Source organism: Pseudomonas tructae, from assembly GCF_004214895.1.
Taxonomy (GTDB): Bacteria; Pseudomonadota; Gammaproteobacteria; order Pseudomonadales; family Pseudomonadaceae; genus Aquipseudomonas; species Aquipseudomonas tructae.
On the sequence record NZ_CP035952.1, the window covers coordinates 4,358,429 to 4,372,392 of the forward strand.

13 protein-coding genes and 5 tRNA genes are annotated in these 13,964 nt (G+C 61.1%); 8 read left to right on the forward strand and 10 right to left on the reverse strand.

The features are described 5' to 3' along the window. Position 1 precedes the first annotated feature (1 nt). From EXN22_RS19905 to EXN22_RS19915, 3 genes are all read left to right on the forward strand, one after another. Positions 2–2,449 carry an acyl-CoA dehydrogenase gene (locus tag EXN22_RS19905; RefSeq protein WP_130265675.1) on the forward strand — a complete coding sequence of 816 codons (2,448 nt, stop codon included), beginning with the start codon at positions 2–4 and terminating at the stop codon, positions 2,447–2,449. Between the two features lie 68 nt (positions 2,450–2,517). Continuing rightward, complete coding sequence (locus EXN22_RS19910; protein ID WP_130265676.1) at positions 2,518–2,925, forward strand: PA2817 family protein; 408 nt, start codon at positions 2,518–2,520, stop codon at positions 2,923–2,925. 75 nt (positions 2,926–3,000) lie between these two features. Next, positions 3,001–3,366: a hypothetical protein gene (locus tag EXN22_RS19915; RefSeq protein ID WP_130265677.1), complete on the forward strand. Its 366-nt coding sequence runs from the start codon at positions 3,001–3,003 to the stop codon at positions 3,364–3,366. A gap of 55 nt (positions 3,367–3,421) precedes the next feature. Here EXN22_RS19915 and EXN22_RS19920 read toward each other — a convergent pair. The 5 genes from EXN22_RS19920 to EXN22_RS19940 form a co-directional block, all read right to left on the reverse strand. After that, positions 3,422–3,497, reverse strand: a tRNA-Gly gene (locus tag EXN22_RS19920). 94 nt (positions 3,498–3,591) lie between these two features. Further along, a tRNA-Gly gene (locus EXN22_RS19925) sits at positions 3,592–3,667 on the reverse strand. 5 nt (positions 3,668–3,672) lie between these two features. Further along, positions 3,673–3,748 (reverse strand) — tRNA-Glu (locus EXN22_RS19930). 102 nt (positions 3,749–3,850) lie between these two features. Continuing rightward, positions 3,851–3,926 (reverse strand) — tRNA-Gly (locus tag EXN22_RS19935). A gap of 2 nt (positions 3,927–3,928) precedes the next feature. Then, a tRNA-Glu gene (locus EXN22_RS19940) sits at positions 3,929–4,004 on the reverse strand. Positions 4,005–4,339: 335 nt separating this feature from the next. Between EXN22_RS19940 and EXN22_RS19945 the strand changes: the two genes are divergently transcribed. After that, the gene (locus tag EXN22_RS19945) at positions 4,340–5,107 is read left to right on the forward strand and encodes a hypothetical protein (RefSeq protein WP_130265678.1); all 768 of its coding nucleotides are present in this window, start codon (positions 4,340–4,342) and stop codon (positions 5,105–5,107) included. A 65-nt stretch (positions 5,108–5,172) separates the two neighbouring features. Here the strand turns inward: EXN22_RS19945 and EXN22_RS19950 are convergent, their stop codons facing one another. Both EXN22_RS19950 and EXN22_RS19955 read right to left on the reverse strand, forming a co-directional pair. Further along, positions 5,173–5,655, reverse strand: coding sequence for a GAF domain-containing protein (locus tag EXN22_RS19950; protein WP_130265679.1), 483 nt, complete (start codon positions 5,653–5,655; stop codon positions 5,173–5,175). Next, a complete protein-coding gene (locus EXN22_RS19955; protein WP_130265680.1) occupies positions 5,652–6,542 on the reverse strand; it encodes an ATP-binding protein in 891 nt (296 codons plus the stop codon). The genes EXN22_RS19950 and EXN22_RS19955 overlap by 4 nt, the downstream gene beginning before the upstream one ends. An 82-nt stretch (positions 6,543–6,624) precedes the next feature. On the opposite strand from EXN22_RS19955, the gene EXN22_RS19960 reads away from it, so the two are divergent. Then, on the forward strand, positions 6,625–8,985 hold the full coding sequence (locus tag EXN22_RS19960) for a response regulator (RefSeq protein WP_177414037.1): 2,361 nt from the start codon (positions 6,625–6,627) through the stop codon (positions 8,983–8,985). Here EXN22_RS19960 and EXN22_RS19965 read toward each other — a convergent pair. After that, complete coding sequence (locus EXN22_RS19965; protein WP_130265682.1) at positions 8,978–9,463, reverse strand: glutathione peroxidase; 486 nt, start codon at positions 9,461–9,463, stop codon at positions 8,978–8,980. The genes EXN22_RS19960 and EXN22_RS19965 overlap by 8 nt on opposite strands. A 16-nt stretch (positions 9,464–9,479) precedes the next feature. Continuing rightward, positions 9,480–9,872 carry a peptide-methionine (R)-S-oxide reductase MsrB gene (gene msrB / locus EXN22_RS19970; RefSeq protein ID WP_130266871.1) on the reverse strand — a complete coding sequence of 131 codons (393 nt, stop codon included), beginning with the start codon at positions 9,870–9,872 and terminating at the stop codon, positions 9,480–9,482. A gap of 167 nt (positions 9,873–10,039) precedes the next feature. Between msrB and EXN22_RS19975 the strand changes: the two genes are divergently transcribed. Both EXN22_RS19975 and htpX read left to right on the forward strand, forming a co-directional pair. Further along, the gene (locus EXN22_RS19975; protein ID WP_130265683.1) at positions 10,040–11,251 is read left to right on the forward strand and encodes a pyridoxal phosphate-dependent aminotransferase; all 1,212 of its coding nucleotides are present in this window, start codon (positions 10,040–10,042) and stop codon (positions 11,249–11,251) included. 225 nt (positions 11,252–11,476) lie between these two features. Beyond that, the gene (htpX, locus tag EXN22_RS19980) at positions 11,477–12,364 is read left to right on the forward strand and encodes a protease HtpX (RefSeq protein ID WP_130265684.1); all 888 of its coding nucleotides are present in this window, start codon (positions 11,477–11,479) and stop codon (positions 12,362–12,364) included. Between the two features lie 46 nt (positions 12,365–12,410). Here the strand turns inward: htpX and EXN22_RS19985 are convergent, their stop codons facing one another. Continuing rightward, positions 12,411–13,061 (reverse strand): thiopurine S-methyltransferase, encoded by a 651-nt coding sequence (locus EXN22_RS19985; protein ID WP_130265685.1) that lies wholly within the window; start codon positions 13,059–13,061, stop codon positions 12,411–12,413. A gap of 104 nt (positions 13,062–13,165) precedes the next feature. On the opposite strand from EXN22_RS19985, the gene EXN22_RS19990 reads away from it, so the two are divergent. After that, positions 13,166–13,933, forward strand: a complete 768-nt coding sequence (locus EXN22_RS19990) for a DODA-type extradiol aromatic ring-opening family dioxygenase (RefSeq protein WP_130265686.1) — start codon at positions 13,166–13,168, stop codon at positions 13,931–13,933. Positions 13,934–13,964: the final 31 nt, after the last annotated feature.

The window sequence follows — 13,964 nt, forward strand, 5'->3', positions numbered from 1 at the left end:
TATGTTGCTGTTGTGGTTAGTGGTCCTGGTGATCGGCGCGGCCTACCTGGCCCACCGTCGCCTGGCTGCCTTGCCGGCGCTGGGCATCGTTGCCCTGTACTTGCTGGCGATGGGTGTCTTCAGTCACGCACCGGGCTGGCTGCTGACGATTTTCTGGCTGCTGCTGGCGGCAGTGGCTGCCCCTCTGCTGCTGCCCGAGCTTCGTCGCAAAGTGCTCACCGCGCCCTTGTTCAGCTGGTTCCAGCGCACCCTGCCGCCGATGTCGCAGACCGAACGCGAAGCCATCGACGCCGGCACCGTGTGGTGGGACGGCGAGCTGTTCAGCGGCCGCCCGAACTGGAACACCCTGCTCGGCTACTCCAAGGCCGAACTCAGTGAAGAAGAACAGGCGTTCATCGATGGCCCCACCGAAGAACTCTGCGCCATGGTCAGCGACTGGCAGATCGGCCAGGATCTGGACCTGCCGCCAGCGGCCTGGGAGCACATCAAGAGTCACGGTTTCTTTGCCCTGATCATCCCCAAGGAGTATGGCGGCAAGGGCTTTTCGGCCTACGCCCACTCGCAAGTGGCGATGAAGCTGGCGACCCGCAGCGGCGACCTCGCCTCGACCGTGATGGTCCCCAACTCCCTGGGCCCGGCCGAACTGCTGCTGCACTACGGCACTGACGAGCAACGCCAGCACTACCTGCCACGTCTGGCCCGTGGCGAGGAAATCCCCTGCTTCGCCCTTACCGGCCCGCTGGCCGGCTCCGATGCCGGGGCGATGCCCGATACCGGCATCATCTGCAAGGGCCAGTGGCAAGGCGAGGAGGTCATCGGCCTGCGCCTGAACTGGGAGAAGCGCTATATCACCCTCGGCCCGGTCGCCACCCTGCTGGGCCTTGCCTTCAAGGCCTATGACCCCGAGCACCTGCTCAGCGACAAAGAAGAACTGGGTATCAGCCTGGCCTTGATCCCCACCGACACCCCCGGCGTCGAGATCGGCAAGCGTCACCTGCCCCTGGGTGCGGCGTTCATGAACGGCCCCAACAGCGGCAAGGACGTGTTCGTGCCACTGGACTTTCTCATCGGCGGCCAGGCCATGCTCGGCAAGGGCTGGATGATGCTGATGAACTGCCTGTCGGTGGGCCGTTCGATCTCCCTGCCGGCGGTCGGCACCGGCGCGGCCAAGTACACCAGCCTGGTCACCGGCCAGTACGCGCGCATCCGCGAGCAATTCAATGTGCCACTGGCAGCCTTCGAAGGCATCCAGGAATCCTTGGCCCGTATCGGCGGTAACGCCTTCCTCATGGACAGCGCCCGCCTGCTCACCGCCAAGGCCGTGGACCTGGGCGAAAAGCCCTCGGTACTCTCGGCGATTCTCAAGTACCACCTCACCGAGCGCGGGCGCGAATGCATCCAGCACGCCATGGATGTCCACGGCGGCAAAGGCATCATCATGGGCCCCAACAACTACCTGGGACGCAATTGGCAAGGCGCGCCGATCTTCATCACCGTCGAGGGCGCCAACATCCTCTCGCGCAACCTGATGATCTTCGGCCAGGGTGCGATTCGCTGCCATCCGTTCGTGCTCAAGGAGATGGCCCTGGCCGGTCGCGAGGACCACGACCAGGCGCTCAAGGCGTTCGATCAGTTGCTGATGCAGCACATCGGCTTTGCCGTAGGCAACGCCGCCAGCACCTTGGTGCTTGGCCTGGGCCTGGGGCATTTCGAGAAGGTCCCGGGTGACGCCCTGAGCCAGGGCTACTTTCGCGCGCTCAACCGCCAGGCGGCCGCCTTCGCCCTGCTGGCCGACTTGTGCATGATGCTGCTCGGCGGCGAACTCAAGCGCCGCGAGCGCTTGTCAGCGCGCCTGGGCGATGTACTCAGCCACCTGTACCTGGGCTCGGCGGCGCTCAAGCGCTACCACGACCTGAACTCGCCCGAGCACCTGCAACCACTCCTACGCTGGGCCCTGGAAGAAAGCCTCGGCCAGGCCGAAAAAGCCCTGGACCGGCTGCTCGACAACTTCCCCAACCGCCTGCTCGGTTGCGGCCTGCGCCTGGTGGTCTTCCCCTTCGGCCGTCGCCATACCGGCCCGAGCGATGGACTGGACGCCGAGATCGCCGAGCTGATCGGCAGGGCCAAAGGTGACCCGGCGCTTGAAGAACTGCTCGCCGGTTGCTACCGGCCGCAAGCGGATGGCGATCCGGTCGCCGCCCTGCAGCACGCCTACGACCAACTCAGCGCCGGCGAGCCGTTGCGCAAAAAAATGCATCTGGCAGTCAAGAGCGGCCAGCTTGCCCCCGCTCCCGGCGAATCGATCATCGATGCAGCCCTGCACGCCGGCGTACTGCAAGCCAACGAGGCGCAAAGCCTGCAGGCCGCGGAAACGGCGCGACGCCAGGTAATCGATGTCGATGCCTTCGACAAGGAGCAACTGCTACCGGCCGACGGCAAGATTCGCTAAGGGCCGGGACATCGGGCGCCGGGAGCCGTATACTCCCGCGCCCGTTTTTGCTCAAGAGGACTGCCAGCATGGCTACCGATCGCCTGGAATACCATCTCGCCCTGCTCACCCACCTGCGCACCATCCTGGTTGCCCTGGGCGAAGCCGAGCAGGTGCCGGAAGAAAGCCACGCGCTGTTTCTGGAGCGCTTCGACGACTTGATGCTGCAACTGCCCGTCGACCCGGAAAGCACTTATCTTGGCCAGGACCTGATGTGCCAGGTCATCCAGCGCTATCCACAGGTCGCGCACCTGGTGCCACGCGACCTGCTGTGGTTCTTTGGCGGCGACTGCCTGCACTTCATGCCGGAGAACGAACTGGACATGTACCAGGAACTGGAAGAGCGCCGCTTCGAAGCCGAGCAAAATGACGAGCCCTTCGACTGGAACCAGGAAAAACAGCTACTGAACATGTCGGACGACGACAGCAAGCACTGATTCAGAGGGTCCAGGCGGTGAGCAATTCACCGCCTGCTGTGTTGGCAAAACACTACATGGATGGAGAAGGTACGGATGGATGCGCCTTTAACCGATCATGAATACGAAGTGCTTCACGACTTCGTCAGCGCTATTTCCTGTCGAGACAGCGAAACCTTAAGGCTGCGGCACCAGATCTCGCCCGCAGTGATTGAAGAAATCTACGAAGCACTCGATGACTGCTTCCCCGACGCTCGATCCCTGGCAATCTGCGCCCGCAACCAAGCTCAGCAGCAGATCGGAGGGGGGCGTCCCTTTATCGACAACTTCCAGACCAACGAGGCGAACACCGGTATCGAGTGCATTCTTTTTGCCGACGGCTGCCCGTCAGAGGCGATTTTGCACGCGGAGCTGAAAACAAACGACAGCACGACTCGCCTGCATTTCAAGTACATCGCTTAACCCGAAAAATCCGGACGAAAAAAAACGCCGTTCAATCGAACGGCGTTTCTTTATTTGGAGCGGGAAACGAGACTCGAACTCGCGACCCCGACCTTGGCAAGGTCGTGCTCTACCAACTGAGCTATTCCCGCAAACTGTGTAGCGACCGGTTAACCCGGCGAGAAACCAGGGCTTTACGCCCTGCTTCTATCACTACAGCGCTATCAAACGCTGGAGCACCATATTTGGAGCGGGAAACGAGACTCGAACTCGCGACCCCGACCTTGGCAAGGTCGTGCTCTACCAACTGAGCTATTCCCGCAAAAATGGCGTCCCCTAGGGGACTCGAACCCCTGTTACCGCCGTGAAAGGGCGGTGTCCTAGGCCACTAGACGAAGGGGACGACGCCCGAAACATGCAACGCATGCTTCAGTTACCAACTCAAACCGTGAGATCTGACGCTGGGTTTTTACAAGCCCTGCCGTTAAGCAAAGCCTTTGTAAACTGGAGCGGGAAACGAGACTCGAACTCGCGACCCCGACCTTGGCAAGGTCGTGCTCTACCAACTGAGCTATTCCCGCATTGGCGTCCCCTAGGGGACTCGAACCCCTGTTACCGCCGTGAAAGGGCGGTGTCCTAGGCCACTAGACGAAGGGGACACACTACAACTTCACTCCCTGCCGCGTTTCGCTGTGTGCTTTACGCTGCAAGTGGCGCGCATTCTAGGGATGCTTTGGGAAGTCGTCAACCCCTCTGTATAAATTTATTTAAATCAATGACTTCCCGACGCTTTACGGCCTTGCGCCCTGGCTTCGCGCGCCGGGCGCTTGACGATTTTTTTCTGGCACCCCTACCCGCCTGCGGCCCAGCAGCCACGGCAATCAAAGAGCAAAAGGCCATTAATCGCTTGCGAGCAACCGCCAAACAGCTCTATCCGGCCAAATGCTTAGCCACTACACTCAAACAGTAAATCATCCTGTATGAGGCGTTAACGGTGACACCACTTCTGATCACCCTGCTTATAGTAGCGGGAATCGCGTTACTGATCGTGATCGGCTACCTGAACAACGTGGTCGAGAACAACAAGCTCGAGCGTGCCCGGCTGAAGATCGAGCTGGCGGATCGCTTGCGCCGTTGTGGCGAAATCACCGAAACCTTCCCCGGCCAATTGATGACCCCGGCACTCAAGCTGCTGCTGACCCGCCTGGAGCTCAATCTCAACCAGCGCCAACTGGCACTGGACAAGCACAGCCGCGATATACGCGCGCGCATCAGTGAACTCGAAGGCCTGATTGCCAAGGGTGAAGCGCTGCCGGTCAACAACCCGCCAATGCCGATCCAGACCGAAGCCCGGGCCAAGGATGTGCGCTTTTTGCTCGAAGGCATGCACAACCAGATTACCCGCGCCGCCCAGGAGGGCTTCCTGCCCACCAACGAAGCCAAGTACTGGGTCAAGGAAATCCGCCATATCCTCGTGCTGCTGCATATCGAGTTTTTCAACAACCTCGGCCAGCAGGCGCTGCAACAGAACCAGCCGGGTCACGCACGCCTGGCCTTCGAACGCGGTGTGCAGTACCTGCGCAAGCAGCCTGACCCGACGCTGTACCGCGAGCAGCTCGACTATATGGAGAAACTCCTGGCCCGGGCCAATGCCCAGGTGCTCAGCCAGCTGGAGCCGGCCGAAGACGACAACAATGCCCTGACCGAAGGTCTGAAGACCGACACTACCGAAGACTGGAAGAAAAAGGTCATCTACGACTGATACATTTCGCGGGGCAAGCCCGCTCCCACAGCACTCTCTGTGGGAGCGAGCTTGCCCCGCGATTGTCAGCAATCCGTCAAACGCAAGAAAATCCCCGCCAAGCGCTCTAACCCCGCCTGATCAACTTCACTGAAACGCGCAAGCTTCGGGCTGTCCAGGTCCAGTACGCCAATCAGCCGCCCGTCCTTGACCAGCGGAATCACCAGCTCACTGTTCGACGCACTGTCACAAGCGATATGCCCGGCAAACGCGTGCACGTCTTCTACCCGCTGGGTTTGCCGGGTGGCCGCCGCCGTACCGCACACGCCACGCCCGAAGGGAATGCGCACGCAGGCCACTTGCCCCTGGAAAGGCCCAAGCAGCAGTTGCTCGTTGCGATTGAGGTAGAAACCAGCCCAGTTCAGGTCATCGACCTGGCTGTAGAGAAACGCCGAAAACTGCGCAGCGTTGGCGATGAAGTCGCGTTCATCGGCAAGCAGGGCTTCCAGCTGTGCCGCCAGCAGGCCATAGCCTTCAAGGCCGGCGCCGGTAGCGTTGAGGTCGATCATGATTTTTGCTCCAGCAATTTCAGCCCGACCCAATAACGGGCGAACTGGTAGGCACAACGGCCATTACGGTTGCCGCGCCCGGTCGCCCAGCGCACAGCGAGTATTTCCAGTTCCTCATCGCGACGCCAGTCCAGGCCCGCGCGCTGCGCAAGCTCGGTGATCCAGTGCTCGACCACGTTGAGGAAATGCTCCTGGGTAAAAGGATAGAACGACAGCCACAGACCAAATCGGTCCGACAGGGCGATCTTGTCTTCCACCGCCTCGTTCGGATGCAGTTCACCGTCGACCATCTTCCAGTTTTCGTTGTCGCTCTGTTTTTCCGGCACCAGGTGCCGGCGGTTCGAGGTGGCATACAGCAGTACGTTATCCGGCGCCTGTTCGAGCGAGCCATCGAGCACGCTCTTGAGCACCCGGTAATCGCCCTCCCCGGCCTCGAACGAAAGGTCGTCGCAGAACAGCACAAAGCGTTGCGGCAGTTTCTGCAATTGCTCGACCACCCGCGGCAGGTCGGCCAGGTGATCGCGCTCGATCTCGATCAGGCGCAGGCCGGCCCCGGCGTGCTCGGCCAGTAGCGCCCGGACCAGCGACGACTTGCCGGTACCGCGCGAGCCCCAGAGCAAGGCATGGTTGGCCGGCATGCCATCGAGAAACTGGCGGGTGTTGCGGCCCAGTTGTTCGCGCTGCTGATCGACACCGATCAGGTCGGACAAGCGCATGTCGAGGCTGACCTGCAGTGGCAACAAATAGCCGCTGCGACCGTCGCGCTGCCAGCGTGCAGCCAGGCACTCGGACCAGTCGATGCTCGGGCGCAGTGCCGGCAGCAGCGGTTCAAGACGAGCGAGCACGGTTTCGGCGCGCTCCAGAAAAGCATTCAAACGTGAGTCCACAAGACTTCCTCAAGACAGATACAAGGACAAAAGCACCGCTGAATGTGTGACAGGGCGTGCCAGCAGCCGGGGCTGATCGGCTATGCTTGCGCAGCGCACGGAACGTGAAACTGGCTCGGGACTCATGGATATCAAGTTCACCAATCGCCTGTCCTACAAGCAAGCCCGGCTGACAGTCCTTGTCGGCTTCATCCTGGGTACATTGCTCAGTCTCATCCAGATCGGTATCGATTATGCCAGTGAAGACGCCTCCATCAACCGCGAGATGCAGGCGCTACTACAAATCAGCCATAACCCGGCCTCGCGCATTGCCTACAACATCGACGCCGAGCTGGCCCAGGAGCTGACCCGCGGCCTGCTGCAATCACCGGCGATCACCCGCGCCTGGCTGATCGACAACAACGAGACGGTACTTGCCGATGTTCAGCGCCCCCGCCAGGAAAGCAGCTACCGGCTGATCAGCGACTTCCTGTTCAGTGATTCGCGCCAGTTCCAGGATCGACTGTTTCTCAGCCATATGCCTGACGAGTACCTTGGCACCCTGTACCTGGAGGTCGACACCTTCGCCTTCGGCAGCCGCTTTCTCAAGCGCGCCGAAGTTACCCTGCTCAACGGCTTCATGCGCAGCCTGATCCTGACCGGCATTCTTCTCGGCCTGTTCTACATCATGCTGACCCAGCCACTGGTACGGGTCATCAGCGCCCTGAGCAACAGCGACTCACGCAACCCGGCACAATCCAAGCTGTCGTTCCCGCCGGGCCACGAGCACGACGAAATCGGTGTGCTGGTCAAAGTCGCCAACCAGCAGTTCGTCAGCATGGCCACCGAGATCCAGCAGCGGCGCAACGCCGAAAACCGCCTGACCGACTACCTCAATGAACTGGAGAATATCGTCTCGGCACGCACCAACGAGCTCAAGGCCAGCAACACCCGCCTCAGCCAGTCCAACGAAGAACTCGAAGAAGCCCGGCGCCGGGCGCTGGACATGGCCCAGGCCCGCGCGGCCTTCCTGGCCAACATGAGCCATGAGATCCGCACACCGCTCAACGGCCTGCTGGGCATGATCGCCCTGTCGCTGGACAGCTCGCTCAATGCCGAGCAACGCCAGCAACTGTCGATTGCCCACGACTCGGGCAAGGTACTGGTGGAGCTGCTCAATGATATTCTCGACCTGTCCAAATTCGATGCCGGGCAGTTGGAACTCGAACGCATCCCCTTCGACCTTGGCGCCCTGGTCGAAGACACGGCCAACCTGCTTTCACAAAATGCCGCGCCGAGTGTCGAGCTGACCTGCCTGATCGATCCGCAGTTTCCTTCGATGGTGCTGGGCGACCCGACCCGCGTGCGGCAGATCGTCAGTAACTTGCTGTCCAACGCCTTGAAATTCACCCGCTTCGGCCGTGTCGATGTGCGCCTGAGCAGCTACCCCGGGGGCGTTCGCCTTGACGTCTGTGATACCGGGATCGGTATCCCCAGCGAAGCCCAGGTACGCATCTTCCAGCCCTTCACCCAGGCTGGCGCCGGCATCACCCGCCAGTATGGCGGCACCGGCCTGGGCCTTGCGCTGACCAATAACCTCTGTGAAGCCATGCAGGGGCGCTTGAGCATCAGTTCCGAAGCCGGGTTTGGCAGCCAGTTCAGCGCCGAACTGCCGCTGCCCAGCCATAGCGCAGCGGTACCTGCGCCCTCATTGCGCGGCAGCATTGTGGCAATCAGCAGTTCCAGTAGCGGCCTGGCCGAACTGCTACAAATGCTACTGCCCAGCTGGGGTCTGGACTACCAGCGCTACGACAGCCCGACGCAGCTTCACCACGCCACCCCGGACCTGCTGATCACTGATGATCTGGATTGTCTGTTCAGCCTGCGTCCGCACATCAGTGCGCCAATTTTGCTGGTGACCGCCTACGGCAACTTCCTGCCCGGCGAACAGGCTGCACACCTGGCGCCTTTGCAGCAGCAGGCTCGCCCCCTGGCGCGCAATGCCCTGTACCAAACCCTGCGACGCACCTTGCACGGTGCCGACAGCATCAACCCGTCACCGCTCGATGGCGCCCAGGCCAGCGAACGTCGCGCACGCATCCTGCTGGTCGAGGACAATCCGGTGAACCAATTGGTGGCCAAGGGCATGCTGGCCAAGCTCGGCTGCGAAGTCAGCGTCGCCGCCCATGGCGCCGAAGCCCTTGAGCAACTCGAACAGGGGGCCTTCGAGCTGGTGCTGATGGATTGCAACATGCCAGTGATGGATGGCTATGAGGCCAGCCGGCGCATTCGCCAGAGCGGTCGCTGGCCAGACCTGCCCATCGTCGCCCTGACCGCCAACGCCATGCCCGAAGAGCGCGAACGCTGCCGGGCGGCAGGCATGAGCGATTACCTGGCCAAACCGTTTCGCCGCGAGGAGCTGCTGGCGTTGATCGACCACTGGGTACCGTTGACCGCTACCTGAGCAGCTTTTCGATCGAGCCGGTCAGCGCATCGGGCTTGGTGCTCGGCGCGTAGCGCGTGACCTTGCCGGTGACCGGATCGAGCAGGAACTTGGTGAAGTTCCACTTGATCCCTTGGGAACCAAACAAGCCAGGAGCACGCTTTTTCAGTTCGACGAACAGTGGATGGGCACTATCGCCGTTGACCTCGATCTTGCTAAACAGCGGGAAGCTGACACCAAAATTGAGCTCGCAAAATTGCGCAATGGCCTGCGCATCGCCCGGTTCCTGCTTGCCGAACTGGTTGCAGGGAAAGCCCAGCACCACCAGCCCCTGCTCGCGATAACGCTGCCAGAGCTGCTCCAGGCCCTTGTACTGCGGGGTAAACCCGCACTGGCTGGCGGTATTGACCACCAGCAGCGCCTTGGCAGGGTAATCGGCCAGGGCTCTTTGCTCGCCGTTGAGGGTAATGCAGGGAATCTTCAGCAGTGCGTCGGCCATGACCTTTCTCCTTTATTCAGCGCGGTACCAGGTCCAGGCAGACCGAGTTGATGCAGTAGCGTAGCCCGGTCGGCGGCGGACCGTCAGGAAATACATGCCCCAGATGGGCATCGCACTTGGCGCAAGTGACTTCAGTACGGATCATGCCGTGGGAGGTGTCGCGGATCTCGATCATCGCACTGTCGGCAATCGGTTCGTAGAAACTGGGCCAGCCACATCCGGAGTCAAACTTGGCGTTCGAGTCGAACAATGGCTCGTTGCAGCAAATGCAATGGTAGACACCGTCGATCTTGGTGCCATTGTACTTGCCACTGAACGGCCGCTCGGTGCCCTTCAGGCGACACACGTTGTACTGCTCGGGGTCGAGCATGGCGCGCCATTCTTCCAGGGTTTTCTCGAGTTTTTCCATCATCAGGCCTCATCTGTCCAAAAACCCCGCGCCATGGCTTTTCCACAGGGCGGGCGGCACGTATATTATTGCGCCTCATCAGGCATCAGTCTGGCACCCGCGTCACACGTATTTCAAACGTTTTCACCGCGCGTTGCGCGACGATCTTTTCTAATCGGGATCACATCATGCAGGTCAGCAAATCGAACAAGCTCGCCAATGTCTGCTATGACATTCGCGGCCCGGTGCTCAAGCACGCCAAACGCCTGGAAGAGGAAGGCCATCGCATCCTCAAGCTGAACATCGGCAACCCGGCGCCCTTTGGTTTCGAGGCGCCGGACGAAATCCTCCAGGATGTGATCCGCAACCTGCCGACCGCCCAGGGCTACAGCGACTCCAAAGGCCTGTTCAGCGCGCGCAAGGCGGTGATGCAGTACTACCAGCAAAAGCAGGTTGAAGGTGTCGGCATTGAAGACATCTACCTGGGCAACGGCGTCTCCGAACTGATCGTGATGTCGATGCAGGCCCTGCTCAACAATGGTGACGAAGTACTGATCCCGGCGCCGGATTACCCGCTGTGGACCGCTGCGGTGAGCCTGGCCGGCGGCAACCCGGTGCACTACCTGTGCGACGAGCAGGCCGACTGGTTCCCGGACCTTGACGACATCAAGGCCAAGATCACCTCCAACACCAAGGCCCTGGTGATCATCAACCCGAACAACCCGACTGGCGCCGTGTACTCGCGCGAGCTGCTGCTGGGCATGCTGGAGCTGGCCCGCCAGCACAACCTGGTGGTGTTCTCCGACGAGATCTACGACAAGATTCTCTATGACGAAGCCGTGCACATCAGCACCGCTTCGCTGGCACCGGACCTGCTCTGCCTGACCTTCAACGGCCTGTCCAAATCTTACCGGGTGGCGGGCTTCCGTTCCGGCTGGCTGGCCATCTCCGGGCCCAAGCTGCATGCCCAGAGCTACATCGAAGGCATCGACATGCTGGCCAACATGCGCCTGTGTGCCAACGTACCGAGCCAGCATGCCATCCAGACCGCCCTCGGTGGCTACCAGAGCATCAACGACCTGGTGCTGCCCCAGGGCCGCCTGCTGGAACAGCGCAACCGCACCTGGGAGCTGCTCAACAGCATACCCGGGGTCAGTTGCGTCAAACCCATGGGTGCGCTGTACGCCTTCCCGCGCATCGATCCGAAGGTCTGCCCGATCCACAACGACGAGAAATTCGTCCTTGACCTGTTGCTCTCGGAAAAGCTGCTGATTGTTCAGGGCACCGCCTTCAACTGGCCTTGGCCGGATCACTTCCGCGTGGTGACCCTGCCACGGGTCGATGACCTGGAGCAGGCCATCGGCCGTATCGGAAACTTCCTGAAGACATATCAGCAGTAGCCTACAGTTGATATGGAATGGTCTGTACCGATCCAGGTACAGACCTTACAGACCAAGCATTTAGCCTTTTCAACACCCGCCGCTCTGGCGTGCGGGTTGATGGAACGCGCCTGCAATGCAGACAAGTACACAGTTTGAAATAGTCGCCCGGTTGAATCACCGCAGCGCGCACCTTATATACCCCGCATACGTGACACTTTTATCCGTCAGGAGAACGTAACAACCATGATGCGCATCTTACTGTTTGTGGCCACCAACCTCGCGGTTGTGCTGATTGCCAGCATTACCCTGAGCCTGTTTGGCTTCAACGGGTTCATGGCGGCCAACGGCGTTGACCTCAAACTCGACCAGTTGCTGATTTTCTGCGCGGTGTTCGGTTTTGCCGGCTCGCTGATCTCGCTGTTCATCTCCAAGTGGATGGCGAAGATGAGCACTGGCACCCAGATCATCAGCCAACCGCGCACCCGCCACGAACAATGGCTGCTGCAGACCGTCGAAGAACTGTCCCGCGAAGCCGGCATCAAGATGCCGGAAGTGGGTATCTTCCCAGCCTACGAGGCCAACGCCTTCGCTACCGGCTGGAACCGCAACGACGCTCTGGTTGCAGTCAGCCAGGGCCTGCTCGAGCGTTTTTCGCCCGATGAAGTGCGCGCCGTGCTGGCCCATGAAATCGGCCACGTGGCCAACGGCGACATGGTCACCCTCGCCCTGGTGCAGGGCGTGGTCAACACCTTTGTGATGTTCTTTGCCCGCATCATCGGCAACTTCGTCGACAAGGTGATCTTCAAGAACGAAGAAGGCCAGGGCATCGCCTACTACATTGCGACCATCGTCGCCGAACTGGTGCTGGGTATCCTGGCCAGCATCATCGTCATGTGGTTCTCGCGCAAACGCGAGTACCGCGCAGACGAAGCCGGTGCGCGCCTGGCCGGCACAAACGCGATGATCGGCGCCCTGCAGCGCCTGCGCTCTGAGCAAGGCGTGCCAGTGCACATGCCCGACACCTTGAATGCTTTCGGCATCAACGGCGGCCTCAAGCAGGGCCTGGCAGGCTTGCTGATGAGCCACCCACCACTGGAAGACCGTATCGAAGCCCTTCGTCGTCGCGGCTAATCGGAATCGGTAGAAAAAAGGGCGACTTCGGTCGCCCTTTTGCGTTTCAACGCTGCAGGCGATAGACCCGCTCGAACAATTGGGCCACCCCGGCCTGCTCGAACTTGGGGCTTTGGCCAATGATGTCCTGGGCCTGCAACGCCTGCGGCTGCCAAGCAGCAAACAGCCGCCGCGTTTCAGCATCCCCCACCGCAAAAGGCGGCCCATCGAGCTTCAGCTGATCGTAGTCCAAGGTAACCATCAAGCCCTTGCATGCCTGCGGCAGATTCGCCGTCAGCAATGCGGCGTAACGCTCGCGCATGGCTGGCGGCAAGGCAATCACTGCCGCACGGTCGTACAGCCCGGTGCAGTCGGCCAGGTCTGCGGCGCTGAGGGCGAAGAAGTCGCCACACCAGAGCTGCAGGTTGCCACTGCGGTAGACCTTGAAAGCGCCGTGCTCATCAACCTGCGGCTGTAGCTGCTGGCCACGGAAAAAGTCCTCTACCGCAAGCTGGGAAAGCTCGACCCCCAGCACCTGATACCCCTGCCCGGCCAACCAGGCCAGGTCCAGGCTCTTGCCACACAGAGGCACCAGCACCTTGCTGCCCTGCACCAGGCCAAGCGCCGACCAGTGTTGTTGCAGGTGAGCATTGACCTGCCCCTGATGAAAGCCGATCTGATTGTCCGCCCAACGCTTGTGCCAGAACGCTGCCTGCATGGCATACCTCTAATTTTTCGATGGAATGGTGCAAAAACTTATATTGGAATCCGATCATTGATCTACCGGAAGATGAACCTATCTTAACCCCCAGGACCTAGCCCATGCTGCCCAGCCTGTTTATTTCTCACGGCTCCCCCATGCTTGCCCTCGAGCCCGGGGCCAGCGGCCCGGCCCTGGCGTGCCTGGCTGCAGAGCTGCCACGACCCAAGGCCATCGTTGTGGTCTCGGCGCACTGGGAGAGCCGCGAGCTGTGGGTATCCAGCAATCCCCAACCGCAGACCTGGCATGATTTCGGTGGCTTTCCTGCGGCTCTGTATGCCGTGCAGTATCCGGCGCCCGGCGAGCCAGCCCTGGCCGAACGCATCAAAGCCCTGCTGGGCGCCGCCGACCTGCCTGCCGGCCTGGACGCCAAGCGCCCTTTCGATCACGGCGCCTGGGTCCCGTTGTCGCTGATGTACCCGACTGCAGACATCCCCGTGGTACAGATTTCTCTGCCCAGCCAGCGGGGCCCTGAGCTGCAGGAGCGGGTGGGCCGGGCTTTGGCGCAACTGCGCGATGAAGGCATCCTGCTGATCGGCTCGGGCAGCATCACCCACAACCTGCGCGAACTGGACTGGCAGGCGGGCCCGGAAAGCGTCGAGCCCTGGGCCCTGGCCTTTCGCGACTGGATGATCGACAAACTGTCAGGCGACGACACCCCTGCCCTGCATGACTACCGACAGCAAGCCCCCTTTGCAGTGCGCAACCATCCAAGTGATGAACATTTGTTGCCGCTGTACTTCGCCCGAGGTGCGGGCGGGCAGTTCAGGATTGCCCACCAGGGCTTCACACTGGGGGCACTGGGAATGGATATCTACCGGTTCGGCTGATCCTCAATACCGCGCCTACCAGGCAAAAAAA

Coding starts and splice junctions, on each gene's coding strand:
- EXN22_RS19905 (WP_130265675.1), top strand. CDS start 2: ATGTTGCTGTTGTGGTTAGTGGTCCTGGTGATCGGCGCGGCCTACCTG.
- EXN22_RS19910 (WP_130265676.1), top strand. CDS start 2,518: ATGGCTACCGATCGCCTGGAATACCATCTCGCCCTGCTCACCCACCTG.
- EXN22_RS19915 (WP_130265677.1), top strand. CDS start 3,001: ATGGATGCGCCTTTAACCGATCATGAATACGAAGTGCTTCACGACTTC.
- EXN22_RS19950 (WP_130265679.1), bottom strand. CDS start 5,655: ATGATCGACCTCAACGCTACCGGCGCCGGCCTTGAAGGCTATGGCCTG.
- EXN22_RS19960 (WP_177414037.1), top strand. CDS start 6,625: ATGCTTGCGCAGCGCACGGAACGTGAAACTGGCTCGGGACTCATGGAT.
- EXN22_RS19965 (WP_130265682.1), bottom strand. CDS start 9,463: ATGGCCGACGCACTGCTGAAGATTCCCTGCATTACCCTCAACGGCGAG.
- msrB (WP_130266871.1), bottom strand. CDS start 9,872: ATGGAAAAACTCGAGAAAACCCTGGAAGAATGGCGCGCCATGCTCGAC.
- EXN22_RS19975 (WP_130265683.1), top strand. CDS start 10,040: ATGCAGGTCAGCAAATCGAACAAGCTCGCCAATGTCTGCTATGACATT.
- htpX (WP_130265684.1), top strand. CDS start 11,477: ATGATGCGCATCTTACTGTTTGTGGCCACCAACCTCGCGGTTGTGCTG.
- EXN22_RS19985 (WP_130265685.1), bottom strand. CDS start 13,061: ATGCAGGCAGCGTTCTGGCACAAGCGTTGGGCGGACAATCAGATCGGC.
- EXN22_RS19990 (WP_130265686.1), top strand. CDS start 13,166: ATGCTGCCCAGCCTGTTTATTTCTCACGGCTCCCCCATGCTTGCCCTC.